The following is a 15118-nucleotide window of genomic DNA, read 5'->3' as shown; positions in this document are numbered from 1 at the left end:
CTTCCGTGCGAAGCCCGGTGGTGGCGCGGCGGACCAGGCTGAGGTCGGGGCCGCCTTCATCTGTTGGGTACGAGGTCGTACCGGCCGGTGTTCAATCATCCGGGTTTGCTTATGTTCAAGCGAGTCACCGAGCTTGTTCAAGCACCTCACTGTGCTTGTTAAAGCAGCTCACCGCGTCGGAAGCGTCACCGTGACCTCGAGCCCCGCTCCCGGCGCCGTCCGTACCGCCACGTCACCCCCGTGCGCGGCCACCACTCCCTGCACGATCGCCATCCCCAGCCCGCTGCCCGCACCACCGCCCGCCCGGAAGAACCGGTCGAAGATGCGCGCCGCGTCCTCCTCCGCCAGCCCGGGCCCCTGGTCCGCGACACACAGCCGTACGGTCCCGTCCTCCCGTTCGAGACCGAGCCGCACCGGCACGTCGGCGGGCGTGTGGGTGCGTACGTTGGCCACCAGGTTGCCCAGCACCTGCCGCAGCCCCGACTCGTCGGCGTGCACCAGCAGTGTCCCGTCGGCGCCCACGGTCACCGGACGCCCGGGCTGCTGGGCCCGCAGATCCTCGGCCGCGTCCCGCACCAGACGGCTCAGGTCGACGTTCTTGAAACGCAGCTCGGGGCTCTGGTCGAGGCGGGCCAGGATGAGCAGTTCGTCCACGAGGCGTCCCATGCGGTCGGCCTCGGCGTTCATCCGGTCCCAGGCCCGCCGGCGCTCACCCGGCTCGCGCAGCATCCCCTTCTCGTACAGCTGGAGGTAGCCGCGGATCGCCGACAGCGGGGTGCGCAGCTCGTGCGAGGCGTCCGCGACGAACCGGCGCAGCTGCGCCGCGCTGCGCTCGCGGGTCCGGTACGCCGATTCCACCTGGTGGAGCATGGAGTTGAGGGCGAGCCGCAGCTGTTCGACCTCCTGGGTCGGATGGTGGCTGGAGGGCACGCGCCGGGTGAGGTCTCCCTCGGCGATGGCGGACGAGGTCTCCACCATGTCCTCCAGTGGCCGCATCCGGCGACTCACACTGATCATGGTCAGCACCGCGAGCAGCGACAACAGCAGGGTGCCGACGCCCAGATCGAGTTTGAGGGCCTTGGCGATGCCCTTGTGCAGGGCGTCGGTGGAGGCGGCGAGCAGCACGTACGTGCCGTCGGCGAGCCGGGCCCCGGTGACCCGGTAGGAGGCGCCGTGCACGGTGGTGTCGTGGAGGGCGGGGTCGTGCGCGAGGGCGCTCGGGTCGTCCACCGCGGCGACCAGCGCGCGCTGGATGTCGGTGGGCTTGAAACCGCCGACGCTGAGGGGGGTCCCGTGGCCGTCCACCGCCGCGAAGATCGAGTCGGGCTTGTCGGACCGGTCCGCGCCGGGGACCATCCGCTCGCGTACGAAGGCGAGCGCGGTGAGCGAGTCGATCTGGTGGAGGGTGAGCCGCGAACCGGTCAGCGACTCCCGCGTCTTGAACAGTTCCGTGTCGACCTGGTCGAGCAGATAGTGCCGCATGCCCATCAAACTGACGGCGGTCGCCACGATGATGCCCAGCGCCAGCAACCCCACGTTCGCGAGCGTCAGCTTGCCGCGCAACGAGTGGACCCCGTGATGACGCCGGGGGCGCCGCACACTCACGTACGCGGGAATCCCCGCACAGAGGGCGAGCTCGGTCCGGGATGCGGGTTCCGCGCGGGGGGAGGGCTCCGCGGGCGCCGCGGCGACCCCCGGGTCCGGGGATGCCGGCGTCATGCGAGGCCGTATCCGACGCCCCGGCGGGTCTGGATCACCGGTGGGCCGAGGGGTTCGAGTTTGCGGCGCAGATAGCTGATGTACGTCTCGACGACGGTCGACTCGGCGGAGTGTTCGTACTGCCAGACGTGCCGCAGGAGTTGCTCCTTGGGCACGATCCGGCCGCCGTTGCGGACGAGGAAGCGCAACAGGGCGTATTCGGTGGGGGTGAGCTCCACCGTGCGGTCCCCGCGGTGCACGGAGTACGTCGTCTCGTCCAGTTCGAGTTCGCCGTAGCGAAGGGGCGGGCGCTGGGGAAGGACGTCGTCGGGGCGGGTGCGGCGCAGTACGGCCGTGATCCGGGCGACGACCTCGTCGATGTTGAACGGCTTGGTGATGTAGTCGTCGCCGAAACCGAGCGCGCCGACGATCTCGGCGGGCGCGTCCCGCGCGGTGAGGAAGACGATCGCGAGGTCGGGCCGGCGCAGGCGCAGTTCACGGCCCAGCGCCCGCCCGTCGCCGTCCGGCAGCATCACGTCGAGCAGCGCCGCGTCGGGGCGGGTGCGTTCGGCGAGCGTGAGCGCCTGACGGACGGTGCCCGCGGTCATCACCTCGAAACGGTGGTAGCGCAGCGCGATGGCGAGGACGTCCGCGATGCTCGGCTCGTCCTCGACGACGAGAACGGTGGCCCCCTCGTGAGCGGTCATGCCCCCAGTATCCGCACGCGGGTCGCGCCAGGGGGCGGCTCCCCCTTTGGAGTTCCTTGAGAGTCATGGGCGGTCTGTGTCGTCGCTCGAGCGTGCCGGTCGATGGTTGGTCCCAGGACCTGGGGGACCAACCGACAACCGAACGACCGGATGACCGGTCGACTAAGGAGCGTTGAGCGTGGCGACATTGGCACGGTGGTGCTATCGGCACCGGCTGGTGGTCCTGTTGCTGTGGGTGGGGGCACTGCTCGGGCTCGGGGCCGCGGCCTCGACCGCGGGCACGGATTACGCGAACGTCTTCTCCCTTCCGAACACGGACTCCAAGCGCGCGTACGACCAGATGGAGAAGGCCTTCCCGGAGCGCGCGGGCGACACCGACACGGTGGTGTGGAAGGTCGACACGGGAACCGTCCGGGACCAGTCCGTACAGTCCCGGATCCAGCCCGTGCTGGAGAAGATCGGCAAGATGGCGGGGGTCGGCGGCGTCACCAGCCCGTACGCGGGCGACCGGGGCGCGGCGCAGATCAGCGCCAACGGCAGGATCGCCTACGCCCAGATCACCTTCGCCGAGCAGGCGAACGCGGTGCCCAAGGAACTGGTGCAGGACGTGGTCGACACCGCGCAGGGCGCCCGAGGCGGCGGTCTGCACGTCGAGCTGGGCGGTCAGGCGATCCAGCGCGTCCAGGAACCGCCCACAGGACTCGCCGAGATGATCGGCATCCTGGCCGCGGCGGTCGTCCTCTTCCTCGCCTTCGGCTCGCTCTTCGCGATGCTGCTCCCGATCGGCATCGCTATCTTCGGGGTGGGCACGGGCCTGTTCTCCACCCAGCTGCTCAGCCATGTGACGTCGGTGCCCGACCTGGCTCCGCTGCTCGCCACGCTGATCGGTCTCGGCGTCGGCATCGACTACGCGCTGTTCATCGTCACCCGGCACCGGCGCGGCATCCTGCGCGGCATGGACCCGGAGGAGTCGGCGGTCACCGCCCTCAACACCTCCGGCCGCGCGGTGCTGTTCGCGGGCGGCACGGTGTGCATCGCGCTCGCCGGGATGCTCGTGACCAACCTGCGCTTCCTGGACGGCGTGGTCATCGGCACCTCGCTCACCGTCGTGTTCAGCGTGCTCGCGGCGGTCACGCTGCTGCCCGCGCTGCTCGGCCTCCTCGGCTCCCGGGTGCTCAGCCGCCGCCAGCGGCGCAAGCTGGCCGCCGAGGGCCCCGAGCCGGAGCGGGCCAGCGGCTTCGCGGCACGCTGGTCGGCGAGCGTCCAGAAGCGCCCGCGGTCGATCGCCGTCATGGCCCTCGTCGTCATGGCGATCCTCGCGATCCCGGTGCTGTCGCTGCGGCTCGGCGCGACCGACCAGGGCAACGACGACGCGTCGACGACGACCCGGAAGGCGTACGACCTCCTCGCGGAGGGCTTCGGACCCGGCTTCAACGGCCCGCTCCAGGTGGTTTCCACCAGCGGCGACACGAACAAGCTGGTGCAGGGCATCCGCGCGACCGACGGCGTCGCCCAGGTCGCGGCGCTGCCGCCCGCGCAGGGCGTCACGGTGATCCAGGTCGTACCGACCACGTCACCGCAGTCCGAGAAGACGGACCAGCTCATCGACACCCTGCGGGACAAGGTGATCCCGGACGCCGGGGCGCAGGCGCACGTCGGCGGTGTGACGGCGATCTCCAAGGACTTCTCGACCGTCACGGGTGACCGGCTGCCGCTCTTCATCGCCACCATCATCGGCCTGGGCTTCCTGTTGCTGATGGTCGCCTTCCGCTCCCTGGTGGTGCCCCTGACCGCCGCCCTGATGAACCTGATCGCGGCCGCCGCGTCCTTCGGCGTCCTCGTCGCGATCTTCCAGTGGGGCTGGGGGCTGAGCCTGCTGGGCCTCGGCAAGGAGGGTCCGATCAACGCCTTCCTGCCCGTCATCATGCTCTCCCTCCTCTTCGGCCTCTCCATGGACTACCAGGTGTTCCTGGTGAGCCGGATGCACGAGGAGTGGGTGCACACGAAGGACAACGCGCGGGCGGTCCGGGTCGGCCTCGCGGAGACCAGCCGGGTCATCAACTCCGCCGCCCTGATCATGGTCTGCGTCTTCCTCGCCTTCGTCCTCAGCGGTGACTCGGGGGCGGCGATGGCGGGCGTGGGCCTCGCGGCGGCGGTCGCGCTCGACGCGTTCATTCTCCGTACGGCGCTGGTGCCGGCCGCCATGCATCTGCTGGGCAAGTCCAACTGGTGGCTGCCGGCGGGTCTGGAGAAGCGGTTGCCGCACCTGGCGGTGGAGCCGGCGGAGGAGGCGGAGTCGCTGCCGCGGGCTTCGGCGGGAGGACCGACGGTCGTGCACGGCTTCGTCCGTGACGCGGAGGGCGCGCCGGTCGACGGGGCGGTCCTCACCCTGCTCAGCAAGGGCGGGCGTCAGCTGGACCGGGTGACCTCACTGGCGGACGGTTCCTACATCGTCTCGGTACCGGCTCCTGGCACGTATCTGCTGTCGGCGACGGCCTCGTCGTACGGCGCCCGCGCCCGGCACGTCATCGTGACCGACGAACCGCTGGTGCACGACCTGGAGTTGACGGAGGGGGAGGTGGACGCCGTCAACTAGCCGTGGGGTGCCCGGCTTCGAGGATCCTTTTCACATCAAGGGTGACCTTGCCGCCGACGGACTCGGGGAGCGTGACGAGTTCGTCGGCGGTGTGGATGCCATGCACCTTGTAGCGGTCCGCGACCGGATCAGTGAGGACGTGAAGGCGCTGGTGCTGGCGGTCGACGATGACGTAGACGGGGATGCGGGCCCTGGCGTAGGAGGAGACCTTGTCCCGCAGATCCGTTTTCCAGTTGGTGGAGGTGACTTCCATGACGAGGCGGAAGCAGGTCGGGTCGTAGCAGCTGTTCTCCACCAGGTGATGGCGGTAGTCGTCGTCGACCACCGACAGGTCGGGGATCACGTAGTCCTCTGGACCGCTGGGCAGCCAGAGGCCGATTCCCGGCAGGGCTCGCACCAGGCCCAGTTGCATGAACGGGGCAGCGAAGAGCATCAGGGCCTCGGAGTGAGGGCCGTCCGGTGCTGGGCTCACGAGGATCTGGCCTCCGATGATCTCGACGCGGCGGCCCGGAAGACTCTCCATGATGAGGTTCGCCTCGGCGATCAGCGGCCGGTCCTCGTGCGGTCGCTCGACAGCTGCTGCGGACATCACGTGCCTCCCATGGGCTGGTGTCGAGAACATCATCGTAGGCCGGACGTCTCCCCCGTGTCCTGTACTGGCGGCGTCACCCGATCGTGGAGCCCCGCCCCGGATCCGGCAGCAGCTTCGTCATCCCCGGCAGGAAGTCCGTGAACAGCTCGTGCACCTCGTGGACGAGCGGGCGCAGGACGCGGAAGCGGGCCAGTGAGACGCCCCGGGTGGTGATGCGGGCGCCGCGCTCGGCGAGCCGGTAGCTGCGTTCGCGCCCCTCCGTGCGGTCGAAGACCCAGTACAGGACGAGCCCCATCTGCGACAGCCACATCAGCTCGGGCAGGACGTCCTTCAGCTCCTCCGGAACCTTCGCCTTCGACCCGGCGAGCACCTCGCGGTGTATGGCGATGGACTCCTCGCGCGGGCCCGCCGACTCGGGGGAGAAGGGGCTGAGCGGGCTCTCCGGATCGGCGGCGTTCTTGAAGAACTGCGCCGCGAACTCGTGGTACGGCTCCGCCACGTCCAGCCACGCCTTCAGCACGCCCGCGATCCGCGCCTCCAGATCCTTCTCGCGCTCCAGGACCGGCCGGATCGCCGCCTGGTGCTCGGCGCCGATCCGGTCGTAGAAGCCCTGGATGAGGTGCTCCTTGCCGGCGAAGTAGTAGTACGCGTTGCCGACGGAGACCCCGGCCTCCTGGGCGATCGCCCGCATGGTCGTCTTGTCGTACCCCCGCTCCTGGAACAGCCGCAGCGCGGTCTCCAGGATCAGCGCGCGGGTCTGCTCGCTCTTGGCGGGACCCTTTTCCTGGGCCTTTCCGGGCGCGCTGGTGTCGTCCGGGCCGGGGCTGTCTGTCGGTGCTGGCACGGGAACAGAGCCTAACGAGTCGAACAGGAGCCGTCGTCACAGCCGGGAGGCAGGTACATCCACCCGATGCTCGGCTCGTACACCCACCCGTCGCCCCGCCGGTACGCGCCTCCGCCCCACCCCTGCGGGGTGTGCGCGGAGCGCCATTTCGCGGCGGCGAGCATCGCGCCCTTGGCGAGCCGGGCCCCGGCCGGGGTGCTCAGCCGGTGGGCGAGCGGCCGGTGCTCGCGCAGCGCCCACAGGCAGACGACCCAGGCGGCGGCCCCGCGGTAGACCTGACCACCGTCCCCGACGACGGTGATCTCGTCGAGGGTGGCGCGGTGGTCGAGGGCGGGGAAGAGCGCCCTGGCCTGCTCGGAACCGGCCGGCACGAGCCGCAGCGGCACCAGCTGGGGCTGCTTGCCCAGCCAGTCGCGCAGGAAGGTGCACAGCGAGCACGAGGCGTCGTAGAGGACGGTGAGCCCGAGGACCGGGACGCGTGCGGCGTCCCGGTCACGGGTGGCCTCGAGGCCGGTCATGGTGCTCACGCCCCGGCCGTCGGCGCGACCCAGTCCGTCGGCGCGACGGGCGGCAGCTGCTCCCGCTCCATGACGCCCCGCCGCCGGATCTTGTTGAGCACGTACACGTTGCCGAGGTGCATGACCCCGAGGACGAGCAGGACGACGCCGAGCTTGGTCGACAGGGCCTCGAAGATCCCGCGGGTGTCGGTGATCTCGCCGTCGTCGCCGTTCAGGTAGAGCGCGACGAAGCCCAGGTTGACGAGGTAGAAGCCCACCACCAGGAGGTGGTTGACGGCGTCGGCGAGCTTCTCGTTCCCGTGCAGCACGTCGGCGAGGAAGATCCGCCCGTTGTGGCTGAGCGTGCGTGCCACCCAGACCGTCAGCGCGATGCTGACCAGCAGATAGATGACGTACGCGACGACCGTGAGGTCCATGTCCCCACCCCTTCTTGAACGCGTTCAAAACGCTGTCGAGAAGGAATGTAGACCTGCTTTTGAACATGTTCAAGTCAGGGCGGCGTGAAGCGCGGGGTGAGGCGGGTCACGCCTGACGGCGGCCCAGCTCGGGCCGCTTGCCGTAGTCCGTGAAGCCGATGACGTTGCCCCAGGGGTCGGCGATCTCGACGGTCCAGCCGGTGGCGACCGGGAAGACGGGGGCGAGCGGCCGGATGCCCGCCGAGGCCAGCGCGTCGGCCGTGGCCCGCGCGTCCCGGACCTCCAGCCACACCCGTGCCGAGGCCCACAGCGGCGGCCGGAGGCCGAGCTCCTCCTCCAGTCGCAGCAGCAGTCCCGGCGTCTCCTTGCCCACCTTCAGCAGCGCGATCCCGGCCTCGTCGAGCCGGAACGCCACCGGAATGCCGGCCCGCCCGTAGAACTCGACCGCGGCACCGAGGTTCCCGACGGGCAGCAGTACGTTGTCGAAGCCGAGCAGCTCGTACGACACATCATCTGACATGCCATCAGATTAGGTACGGGCCGCGCAGGGAGCCCGGTGGCTGACCGTGCGGGTCCCCCAGGTGGTGCAAGGCCGAGCGTGCCGCGTGGTAGCCGCACATGCCGTGCACGCCGGGGCCGGGCGGGGTCGCCGCCGAGCACAGGAAGACGCCGGGGATGCCGGTGTCGTAGGGATCGAGGGCCGCGCGGGGGCGCAGGACCAGCTGGCGCGGGGTGTTGGCGCCGGTGAGGATGTCACCGCCCACGTAGTTGGCGTTGTACGCCTCCAGCCGGGACGCGGACATCGACGCACGGGCGACCACGCGCTCCCGCAGGCCCGGTGCGAAGCGCTCGATCCGGTCGAGTACGGCTTCGGTGGCGTCGCCGTCGTACCCGTGCGGGACGTGCGCGTACGCCCAGACGGGGTGCACGTCTCCCGCCGAGCGGACCGGGTCGGCGAGGTACTGCTGGGACACCAGCACGAAGGGACGCTCCGGCATCCGCCCGCGCGTCACCGCCCGTTCGGCGTCCACGACCTCTTCCAGCGTGCCGCCCAGATGGACGGTCCCGGCCCGGCGGCAGACCTCGTCGCGCCAGGGCACACCGCCCTCGACGGCCAGGTCGACCTTGAAGGCGGCGGGCCCGTGCCGCCAGCGGGTGTACGCGCGGCGGGTGCGGGCGGGCAGTCGGTCGCCGCACAGCGCCACGGCGGCGCGCGGCGCGACGTCCAGCAATGTGACGCGGGCGGGCGGCAGTTCGGCCAGCGACCGCACCCGGACGCCGGTCTCCACGGTGCCGCCGAGTTCGGCCAGGCACGCCGCCAGGGCACGGGTGACGGCCCCTGAGCCACCGTGCGCCACGGGCCAGCCGTGCCGGTGCGCCGCCGCGGTCAGCATGAGGCCGATGGCGGCGCTGCCCGGCGCGGTCAGGGGCGCCATCGCGTGCGCGGCGACGCCGGCGAACAGGGCGCGGGCGCCCGGCGTGCGCCAGCGGCGCGCGACGGCGGTGGCGCCGAGCGCCGCGTGCAGTCCGAACCGGGCCAGGGGGAGGGGATGCCGGGGCAGCCGCAGCGGTGGGCGCAGCAACTCCGCCGCGAGGGAGTCGTACTGGTCCGTCAGCGGCCCGAACAGCCGCTCCCACGCGGCTCCGTCCGGGCCGAGGGAGCGTGCCGTGGCCTTGAGGGACCGGCGCAGGACGGCCGCGGGGCCGTGGTCGAGCGGATGGGCGAGATCGATCTCGGGCCGTCGCCACTCCAGGCCGTGCCGCTCCAAGTCGAGGGACCGCAGGAAGGGTGAGGCGAGCGCCATCGGGTGGACGGCCGCGCAGTGGTCGTGGAGCAGCCCGGACAGGGTCAGTTCGCTGGTCCGGGTGCCGCCGCCGAGCGTGTCGGCCGCCTCCAGGACGGTGACGGCGAGCCCGCGCCGGGCCAGGACCACGGCGGCCGCGAGACCGTTGGGCCCCGACCCCACCACGATGGCGTCCGGTGTCACCGCGGGATGCCGCCGGTACGGCGCATCCACCGCAGATAGGCGGGGGAGGGGGAACCGAGTCCGGTGGCGTCGTCGTAGCCGGGGACGGCGTGCAGGCCGTAGTCGCGGCCCAGGGCGTAGAGGACGTAGCGCTGCTGGTCGTCGGACGGGGCCTGGGCCGTCGGCGAGGGGCCGTAGTCGCGGACGACGGTGAGCGGGCCGGTACCCGCGGCGGCGGGGTGGTCGGTGACGTCGCGGAAGACCGGACTGCCGCCGAGCGCGTACAGCAGCGGGTTGGCGAAGCCCAGCGGACGACCGGTCTCCTGCTGGGCGTCGGCCTGGAGCGCGGCGAAGGCGGGGGTGGCGGCGGAGGTGCCGCCGAAGCCCACGAGCTGGAAGGTGCCGCCGTCGGTGAGCCCGACCAGGACGGGCAGCGCGCCGTCGCCCTCCATGGCCACGTCGGGGGTGGTGCGCCGCGCCGGGGTGCCGTGGCTGCCGGCGGGTGTGCGCCCGCGCTGGTACCAGGGCTGCGGGAAGTCGCTGGGGCCGCCTCCGCCGCCGAACGCGAACACTCCGGGGAGGGGGCCCCAGGCCTTTCCGGATGCCCGGGAGGCGGATGCCCGGGCGGCGGAGGTGCTGTCGGTGAGGACCGACAGCTCGTCGCCCATGCTGGTCTCCCAGGCGTAGTTCCCGTGCCGGTCGAGGGCCAGGGTGGTGCCTCCGACGGAGGTGACCCAGGGGGAGCCGCTGGGGAAGTCCGCCTGGGCGGCGGTGGTCTTCGGGTCGCAGTTGACGCCGGTCTCGGCGGCTCCGGGCGAGGAGTCTCCGCAGTCCCCGGCGGCGAAGTACACCCCGATGCCCTCCGCGGCGGCCTGCTCGAACAGCAGGTTCCAGGCGTTCACGAGGTCCGGGGTCAGATGTCCGGGGTCGGAGTGGATGATCTCGGCCCAGGAGTTGGAGATGGAGTCGGCCAGGCGGTGGTCGATGACGGTGGCCTCGGCGTCCATGAGGTCGGCGTCGAGACAGGAGTCGGCGCCCATGTAGAGGACGTGCGCGTCGGGGGCCAGACCATGGGCCATGTCGACGTCCAGCGCCTCCTCGCCGGCCCAGGACGCGGGAGGCGCACACGCGGAGCCCACGTTCCAGTCCTTCGGGGTGACCCGCTGGCGGTACTGGCCCGGACGGAAGGGGCGGTCACCGGTGGCGCGGGCGTACCGGTCGGCGTCGGCGGGCATGGTGGGGGAGCCGTAGGCGTCGACGATGGCGATCGTCGTGCCCTTGCCGGTCGCGTGGGCACCGCCCGCTCCGTAGGCGTGACGCAGTTGTGCGGGGACGTACGGGCAGGGCGCGTACGTGGGTGTCGCGCCGTAGGCGGTCGGCAGACCGGTGGCCGGGGTCCCGCCGAAGGAGGGGGAACAGACGGCGCCGGTGCCGTCGGCGACGGCGCCGGAGGGCCGCGGGTGCAGTGGGGTGGTGGTGCGGTGGGACTGCGGGTGGGCGGCGGCGGGCGCGGACAGCCCGGAGACGGCCACCACCTCGGTGCCGAGGGAGCTCGGGACGCTGAGGTCGCCGGACGGCGCGCTGACCGTCCCCCGGGCCGTGCGGTAGTGGTGGATGGGGCTTCCGAGCGCCTGCCGTACGGCTCTTTCGGGGCCGGAGACGTCCACGTAGTGCGCGGTGTCCCGGGTGACGGTGAGGCCGGACCGGGTCAACCAGTCGGCCACGGCCCGGTGTTCGGCCGGTCCGAGGGCGAAGCGCCGCTGGTAGGCGGTGGGGGTGAGGAAGTGCCGGTAGTGCGGGCTGTGCGGGTCGGTCACCTGCCGGAGGAACGCGGCCAGGCCGCCCGGGTCGCGGGAGCCGAGGTAGAGGCGGGCGGTGAGGCGTTGGTCGGCCGGCACCGCGCCCGCGTCCGCGCCGGCGGTGGCGTATCCGGGACGCGAGCCGGACAGGGTGTGCCGCTGCGGGGAGGGGTCCGCGGCGTGCGCGGCGGGCGAGGCCAGCACCGTACCCAGGAGTGCGGTGCAGACGGCGGCGGTGAGCGCGCCGGGGCGTATGCGCGGGTGTGCGGACATGGTGAGCCCTTCTGGGGAGCCGAGGTGGCGTCCGGGCCGGCCGTACGGAGGTCGCGGGCGGACGTGAAGAGACGTGACGGGTCGCGGGCGGACGTGAAGAGGGGGAGGCGCAAGGGTGGTGCGGGGTGGTCCCCGGTGTGGGGGGGGGCTTTCAGGCAGGCAGGGGACCTTCAGGTACGCAGCGTGCGTCCCCGGTGCAGCGTTCCGGTGATGCCGGTGAACCGGAGGTCGAGGCCGAGCCCGTCGCGCTCGGCGTGCAGGTGCAGATGGGGCTCGGTGGTGTTGCCCGAGTTGCCGACCTCGCCGAGGAGTTGGCCCGCGTGTACCCGGTCGCCGGTGGCCACGGTCACGGTGCCGGGCCGCAGATGCGCGAGTTTGACCAGCTCGCTGCCGGTGTCGATGAACACGTGGTTGCCGTAGGGGGGTTCGTAGCGGATGGTGCCGGGGACCTGGTCCGCGTAGTCGTCGGCGGCGGAGACCACGTCCCCGTCGCACGGGGCGTACAGCTTCGCGCCGTAGATCAGGTAGGTGTCCGGCGACGCACCGGAGCGCAGCCGGGCGCCGCGCGCGCCGACGCCGATGACGTCGATCGCCCCGCGCTGTTCGGGGTGGGGCGTGTGGTGGTTCAGGCCGGGGCCGCCGCCCTGCGCGATGAACCAGGTGCCGTCGCGCAGCGGGAAGCGCAGGGGTGCCGACAGCTCCGCCCCCCAGCGGTGGCGTCGCGCCCACGCCAGGTACCCGGCGATTCCGCCCAGCAGGACAAGACCGGTCACGAGCTCCGAGCCGAGGTGACCGGCGGGCAGCGAGGGCAGTCGCCAGGCCGAGGCGAGCGCCGCGGGCCCGCCCGCTTCCATGGCCCGGCGCAGCCACCGGGGCAGCCGGGCAGGCATGAGACGCCCCTCCATGAGGAGATACGCGGCGGCCACGATCAGGACGTCGCCGCACCAGGAGGTCACCGACGACGCGGTCCAGCACGCCGCGACGCGCACGACCAGCAGTACGCACCACAGGGCCCAGCCCACGGCGAAGCGTGCTCCGGCCGGGACGCGCAGCCGGGGCGGCCGGTAGGGGCCGGGGGCGAGACGGAGGTTGGTGAGGCGTCCGCCGGCGTCGGCGGCGGCGAAGGCCAGGGTCCGTCCCGCCGTCCCCTGGATCACCAGCCCGTCCGGGCCGTCCGTGACCGAGCGCACGTCTCCCACGTGGGCGAGTGTCGCCCCGACCACTTCGTGCAGCCGCCGGTCGCCCACGGCGTCGACGACGCGCGGCGCCAGCTCGCCCCACTGCCCGGGGTCGGCCAGGAGGAAGCGCTCCAGGGCGCGGGCGGCGTCGGTGCTGTCGTGCCTAGGCATCGGCCGCCCCTTCCCGAGGCGCGAGGACGGCGAACGCGGAGACCGTGGCGGGTCCGGCGCCGACGGCGCCGTCGGGGCGGAGCCGCTGGGCGAGGCGCGAAGTGACGCCGACCGCACGCTTTTTGAGGGACCGGTAGTCCTCGTCCCGCAGGCAGGTGCAGTCCGCGCCGATCATCAGCAGCCCGAAGCACACCAGTCCCATGCAGGCCATGATGCCCAGGTGCATGCCCTCCAGCGCCAGGGTGTTGGCCTTCCGCACCCAGGCGCGGGCGGACAGGATCGCGAACGGGAGCGCCAGTTCGGCGAAGATGGTGAAGTAGCTGACCGCGGTGCCGACATAGGCGTTGCCCATCGCGTGTGCGTACGTCGACGACATCTGGAAACCCGTGATGCGGCTGATGTAGTACATGGCGACGCCGTCCTGCCACATCTTCCCGGTGATCTTCCAGTAGCCCGCGGCGAAGTACAGCACCGCGGTCTGGAAGACGATCAGATACGCCCCCAGGTTGTGCACGACCGTGCCGACCGACGGGGCGCTGCGGGCCCGCAGCCCGGTACGCCTGGCCTTGGCCCCCGGAGCGAAGTAGGCGTTGGAGACGGTGAAGACCATGAAGATGACGAGGATCTGGGCGAGGTTGTCACCGCCCTCCAGCACGTCCTGATTGCGGTTGTGCAGCGACCACATCAGCACGGCCTGGGCCACGGTCAGCACCCTGCCGCCGCACACCATGAAGGCGGCGGAGACCAGGATCGTGGCGTGGAAGACGATCTCGAACCAGACCGTGGAGTGGCTGAAGAGGTAGAGGGAGAAGGCGCCGTGGGTCAGCGCCGCCTTCGCGGTGTGGATCGAGTTGTAGGAATCGGGGCCCCACAGGAACCGCCGGTTTCCGTAGTCGGCGAGGCAGTACATGACCGTCGCCAGCCCGATCACGATCCGCAGCAGCGCGATCCCGATCAGCCGGTGTTCGCGGCTCGCCATCCGTAGCAGCCCGGCATCGATCCGCGCCAGCCCGTACTTGGCCCATCCGCGCATCAGCGGGCCACCCCCGGAACGTAGTCCATCCACGACGTCTCCAGAATTCCCTTGCTTTTTTCTTCGGGTTTCGGAGTCACATAGCGCTCCGAGAAAGGAATGATGGGCCTGGTCTTGAAAGCGGCTTTGACGGACACGATGTCCACCCCCGGGTACATCGTGGCGGCCCGGGCGGAAAGGAAACGCTGGATTTCCTGGAACTCCGGTACGTACTGCTTGTCCAGATCGGCCTGAGCCGCCTTGCGCTGCGCCGCGGGAAGCTTTTTGAAGTCCGTCACCAAACGTGCGTACCGATTGGCGGCGGCGTCGAACGCCAGCGGGATGCCCGGAAGCTTCGTCGGATTCAGCGGGAATGCGCGCGGGGCGCGGTCGATGGCCTGCTCGATTTCCACCGGGCTGGTCTGCACGACCTGGTCGGAACCGGCGGTCCGCATGCGCACCGTCAGGTAGATGAGGTCGTCGTTGCTGCCCGGGGTGGGGCCGAAGAGCTGCCAGTCCTGCCAGAAATACGGCTGCATGACATGGGCGACCGGTCCCTGGATACGGGACTTGGCCGGAGAATCGGGCGCGTTGTAGACCAGGCAGGCGGCCGTGTACAGGGCCACGGGCAGCAGGGCCAGGAAGGCGCAGATCCGCAGCCGCGCCGTGACCGCGCGAGCGTCCGCGCGAGGGCCGTTGCCGGCGTCCGCGCGAGGGTCGTCGGCGGCGTCCACGCCGGTCGGGCCGTCGGCGGCGTCCGCGCGAGCCGGGTCGTCGTCGGCGTCCGCGGGGACTCGCCCGAAGACTCTCATCGTGCGACATCTCCCTTTCGCTGAGGTGAAGGGGTGCGCCCGGCGGCCGGGAGGACCGCCGGGCGCGTGTGCGAGTGGTACGTCACCGGATGCCGGGGCCGGTCAGGGACGCGGCCCCGGCGCGGTCAGTTGGCGTCGTACTGGACGTCCCCGGGGATGACCCCGTGCAGGCCGTTCGCGCTGATGGCGGGGCCACCGCTGGACGACGAGGAGGACTCGCTGGAGGACGAGGACCGGAGCTTCGTCGAGACCTTGACCGCCGCCTCGGTGACCTTGACCGCGGTGGCGGCGACCACGCTCTGGGCGACGGCGTGCCAGAACTGCGGCTGGACTCCGTCGTTGACGACGGTGGCGGTGGCGACCGAGTGGTGGGCGGCGGTCCGCTGCTGCGGCAACGACGTTGCCGAGGCGTTGGCGGCGCCGAGCCCCGCGGCCCCCGTTGCGGCGACCGCGGTGATGACGGTCGCCGCTATGACACGCTTGGCGTTCACGATGCTGAGCCTTCCTGTATGGAATTTGGATGGTCTTCCGGGAA

14 protein-coding genes are annotated in these 15118 nt (G+C 71.6%); 1 reads left to right on the top strand and 13 read right to left on the bottom strand.

Annotated elements, in window-relative coordinates:
- Positions 1–168: 168 nt before the first annotated feature.
- Both KVT44_RS38215 and KVT44_RS38210 read right to left on the bottom strand, forming a co-directional pair.
- Positions 169–1719 (bottom strand): HAMP domain-containing sensor histidine kinase, encoded by a 1551-nt coding sequence (locus KVT44_RS38215; RefSeq protein WP_099921017.1) that lies wholly within the window; start codon positions 1717–1719, stop codon positions 169–171.
- On the bottom strand, positions 1716–2405 hold the full coding sequence (locus KVT44_RS38210; RefSeq protein ID WP_054233711.1) for a response regulator transcription factor: 690 nt from the start codon (positions 2403–2405) through the stop codon (positions 1716–1718). Before KVT44_RS38210 ends, KVT44_RS38215 begins: the two co-directional genes overlap by 4 nt.
- A 187-nt stretch (positions 2406–2592) precedes the next feature.
- Here KVT44_RS38210 and KVT44_RS38205 point away from each other — a divergent pair, with 187 nt between their 5' ends.
- Entirely contained in the window at positions 2593–5001 is a 2409-nt protein-coding gene (locus KVT44_RS38205; RefSeq protein ID WP_217572194.1) for an MMPL family transporter, read from the top strand.
- On the opposite strand, the gene KVT44_RS38200 is transcribed toward KVT44_RS38205, so the two are convergent.
- From KVT44_RS38200 to KVT44_RS38150, 11 genes are all read right to left on the bottom strand, one after another.
- The gene (locus tag KVT44_RS38200; protein ID WP_217572128.1) at positions 4994–5590 is read right to left on the bottom strand and encodes a Uma2 family endonuclease; all 597 of its coding nucleotides are present in this window, start codon (positions 5588–5590) and stop codon (positions 4994–4996) included. The genes KVT44_RS38205 and KVT44_RS38200 overlap by 8 nt on opposite strands.
- A 76-nt stretch (positions 5591–5666) precedes the next feature.
- Positions 5667–6437 (bottom strand): TetR/AcrR family transcriptional regulator, encoded by a 771-nt coding sequence (locus tag KVT44_RS38195; protein WP_217572126.1) that lies wholly within the window; start codon positions 6435–6437, stop codon positions 5667–5669.
- 11 nt (positions 6438–6448) lie between these two features.
- Entirely contained in the window at positions 6449–6955 is a 507-nt protein-coding gene (locus tag KVT44_RS38190) for a thiol-disulfide oxidoreductase DCC family protein (protein WP_190170124.1), read from the bottom strand.
- A 5-nt stretch (positions 6956–6960) separates the two neighbouring features.
- Positions 6961–7371: a hypothetical protein gene (locus KVT44_RS38185; RefSeq protein ID WP_190170044.1), complete on the bottom strand. Its 411-nt coding sequence runs from the start codon at positions 7369–7371 to the stop codon at positions 6961–6963.
- A 106-nt stretch (positions 7372–7477) separates the two neighbouring features.
- A complete protein-coding gene (locus KVT44_RS38180) occupies positions 7478–7891 on the bottom strand; it encodes a VOC family protein (RefSeq protein WP_099921012.1) in 414 nt (137 codons plus the stop codon).
- Between the two features lie 4 nt (positions 7892–7895).
- On the bottom strand, positions 7896–9359 hold the full coding sequence (locus KVT44_RS38175) for an NAD(P)/FAD-dependent oxidoreductase (RefSeq protein ID WP_308314213.1): 1464 nt from the start codon (positions 9357–9359) through the stop codon (positions 7896–7898).
- Positions 9356–11410: a protease pro-enzyme activation domain-containing protein gene (locus KVT44_RS38170; RefSeq protein ID WP_217572124.1), complete on the bottom strand. Its 2055-nt coding sequence runs from the start codon at positions 11408–11410 to the stop codon at positions 9356–9358. Before KVT44_RS38170 ends, KVT44_RS38175 begins: the two co-directional genes overlap by 4 nt.
- Before the next feature lie 170 nt (positions 11411–11580).
- Positions 11581–12759: a M23 family metallopeptidase gene (locus KVT44_RS58680; RefSeq protein ID WP_254650467.1), complete on the bottom strand. Its 1179-nt coding sequence runs from the start codon at positions 12757–12759 to the stop codon at positions 11581–11583.
- Positions 12752–13792, bottom strand: coding sequence for a hypothetical protein (locus tag KVT44_RS38160; protein WP_217572122.1), 1041 nt, complete (start codon positions 13790–13792; stop codon positions 12752–12754). Before KVT44_RS38160 ends, KVT44_RS58680 begins: the two co-directional genes overlap by 8 nt.
- Positions 13792–14505, bottom strand: a complete 714-nt coding sequence (locus KVT44_RS38155) for a DUF5819 family protein (protein ID WP_217572121.1) — start codon at positions 14503–14505, stop codon at positions 13792–13794. The genes KVT44_RS38160 and KVT44_RS38155 overlap by 1 nt, the downstream gene beginning before the upstream one ends.
- Before the next feature lie 203 nt (positions 14506–14708).
- Positions 14709–15074, bottom strand: a complete 366-nt coding sequence (locus tag KVT44_RS38150) for a hypothetical protein (protein ID WP_099921007.1) — start codon at positions 15072–15074, stop codon at positions 14709–14711.
- Positions 15075–15118 lie beyond the last annotated feature (44 nt).

The sequence above is a fragment of the Streptomyces sp. GbtcB7 genome (assembly GCF_019091445.1).
Classification (GTDB): Bacteria; Actinomycetota; Actinomycetes; order Streptomycetales; family Streptomycetaceae; genus Streptomyces; species Streptomyces mirabilis.
The sequence above is the reverse complement of the archived record's forward strand: the minus strand, read 5'-3'. Positions and strand labels throughout refer to the sequence as shown.

Bases quoted from the DNA above. Each gene is read 5' to 3' on its own strand.
- KVT44_RS38185 (WP_190170044.1), bottom strand. From the start codon at position 7,371: ATGGACCTCACGGTCGTCGCGTACGTCATCTATCTGCTGGTCAGCATC.
- KVT44_RS38215 (WP_099921017.1), bottom strand. From the start codon at position 1,719: ATGACGCCGGCATCCCCGGACCCGGGGGTCGCCGCGGCGCCCGCGGAG.
- KVT44_RS38170 (WP_217572124.1), bottom strand. From the start codon at position 11,410: ATGTCCGCACACCCGCGCATACGCCCCGGCGCGCTCACCGCCGCCGTC.
- KVT44_RS38200 (WP_217572128.1), bottom strand. From the start codon at position 5,590: ATGTCCGCAGCAGCTGTCGAGCGACCGCACGAGGACCGGCCGCTGATC.
- KVT44_RS38180 (WP_099921012.1), bottom strand. From the start codon at position 7,891: ATGTCAGATGATGTGTCGTACGAGCTGCTCGGCTTCGACAACGTACTG.
- KVT44_RS58680 (WP_254650467.1), bottom strand. From the start codon at position 12,759: ATGCCTAGGCACGACAGCACCGACGCCGCCCGCGCCCTGGAGCGCTTC.
- KVT44_RS38190 (WP_190170124.1), bottom strand. From the start codon at position 6,955: ATGACCGGCCTCGAGGCCACCCGTGACCGGGACGCCGCACGCGTCCCG.
- KVT44_RS38160 (WP_217572122.1), bottom strand. From the start codon at position 13,792: ATGCGCGGATGGGCCAAGTACGGGCTGGCGCGGATCGATGCCGGGCTG.
- KVT44_RS38210 (WP_054233711.1), bottom strand. From the start codon at position 2,405: ATGACCGCTCACGAGGGGGCCACCGTTCTCGTCGTCGAGGACGAGCCG.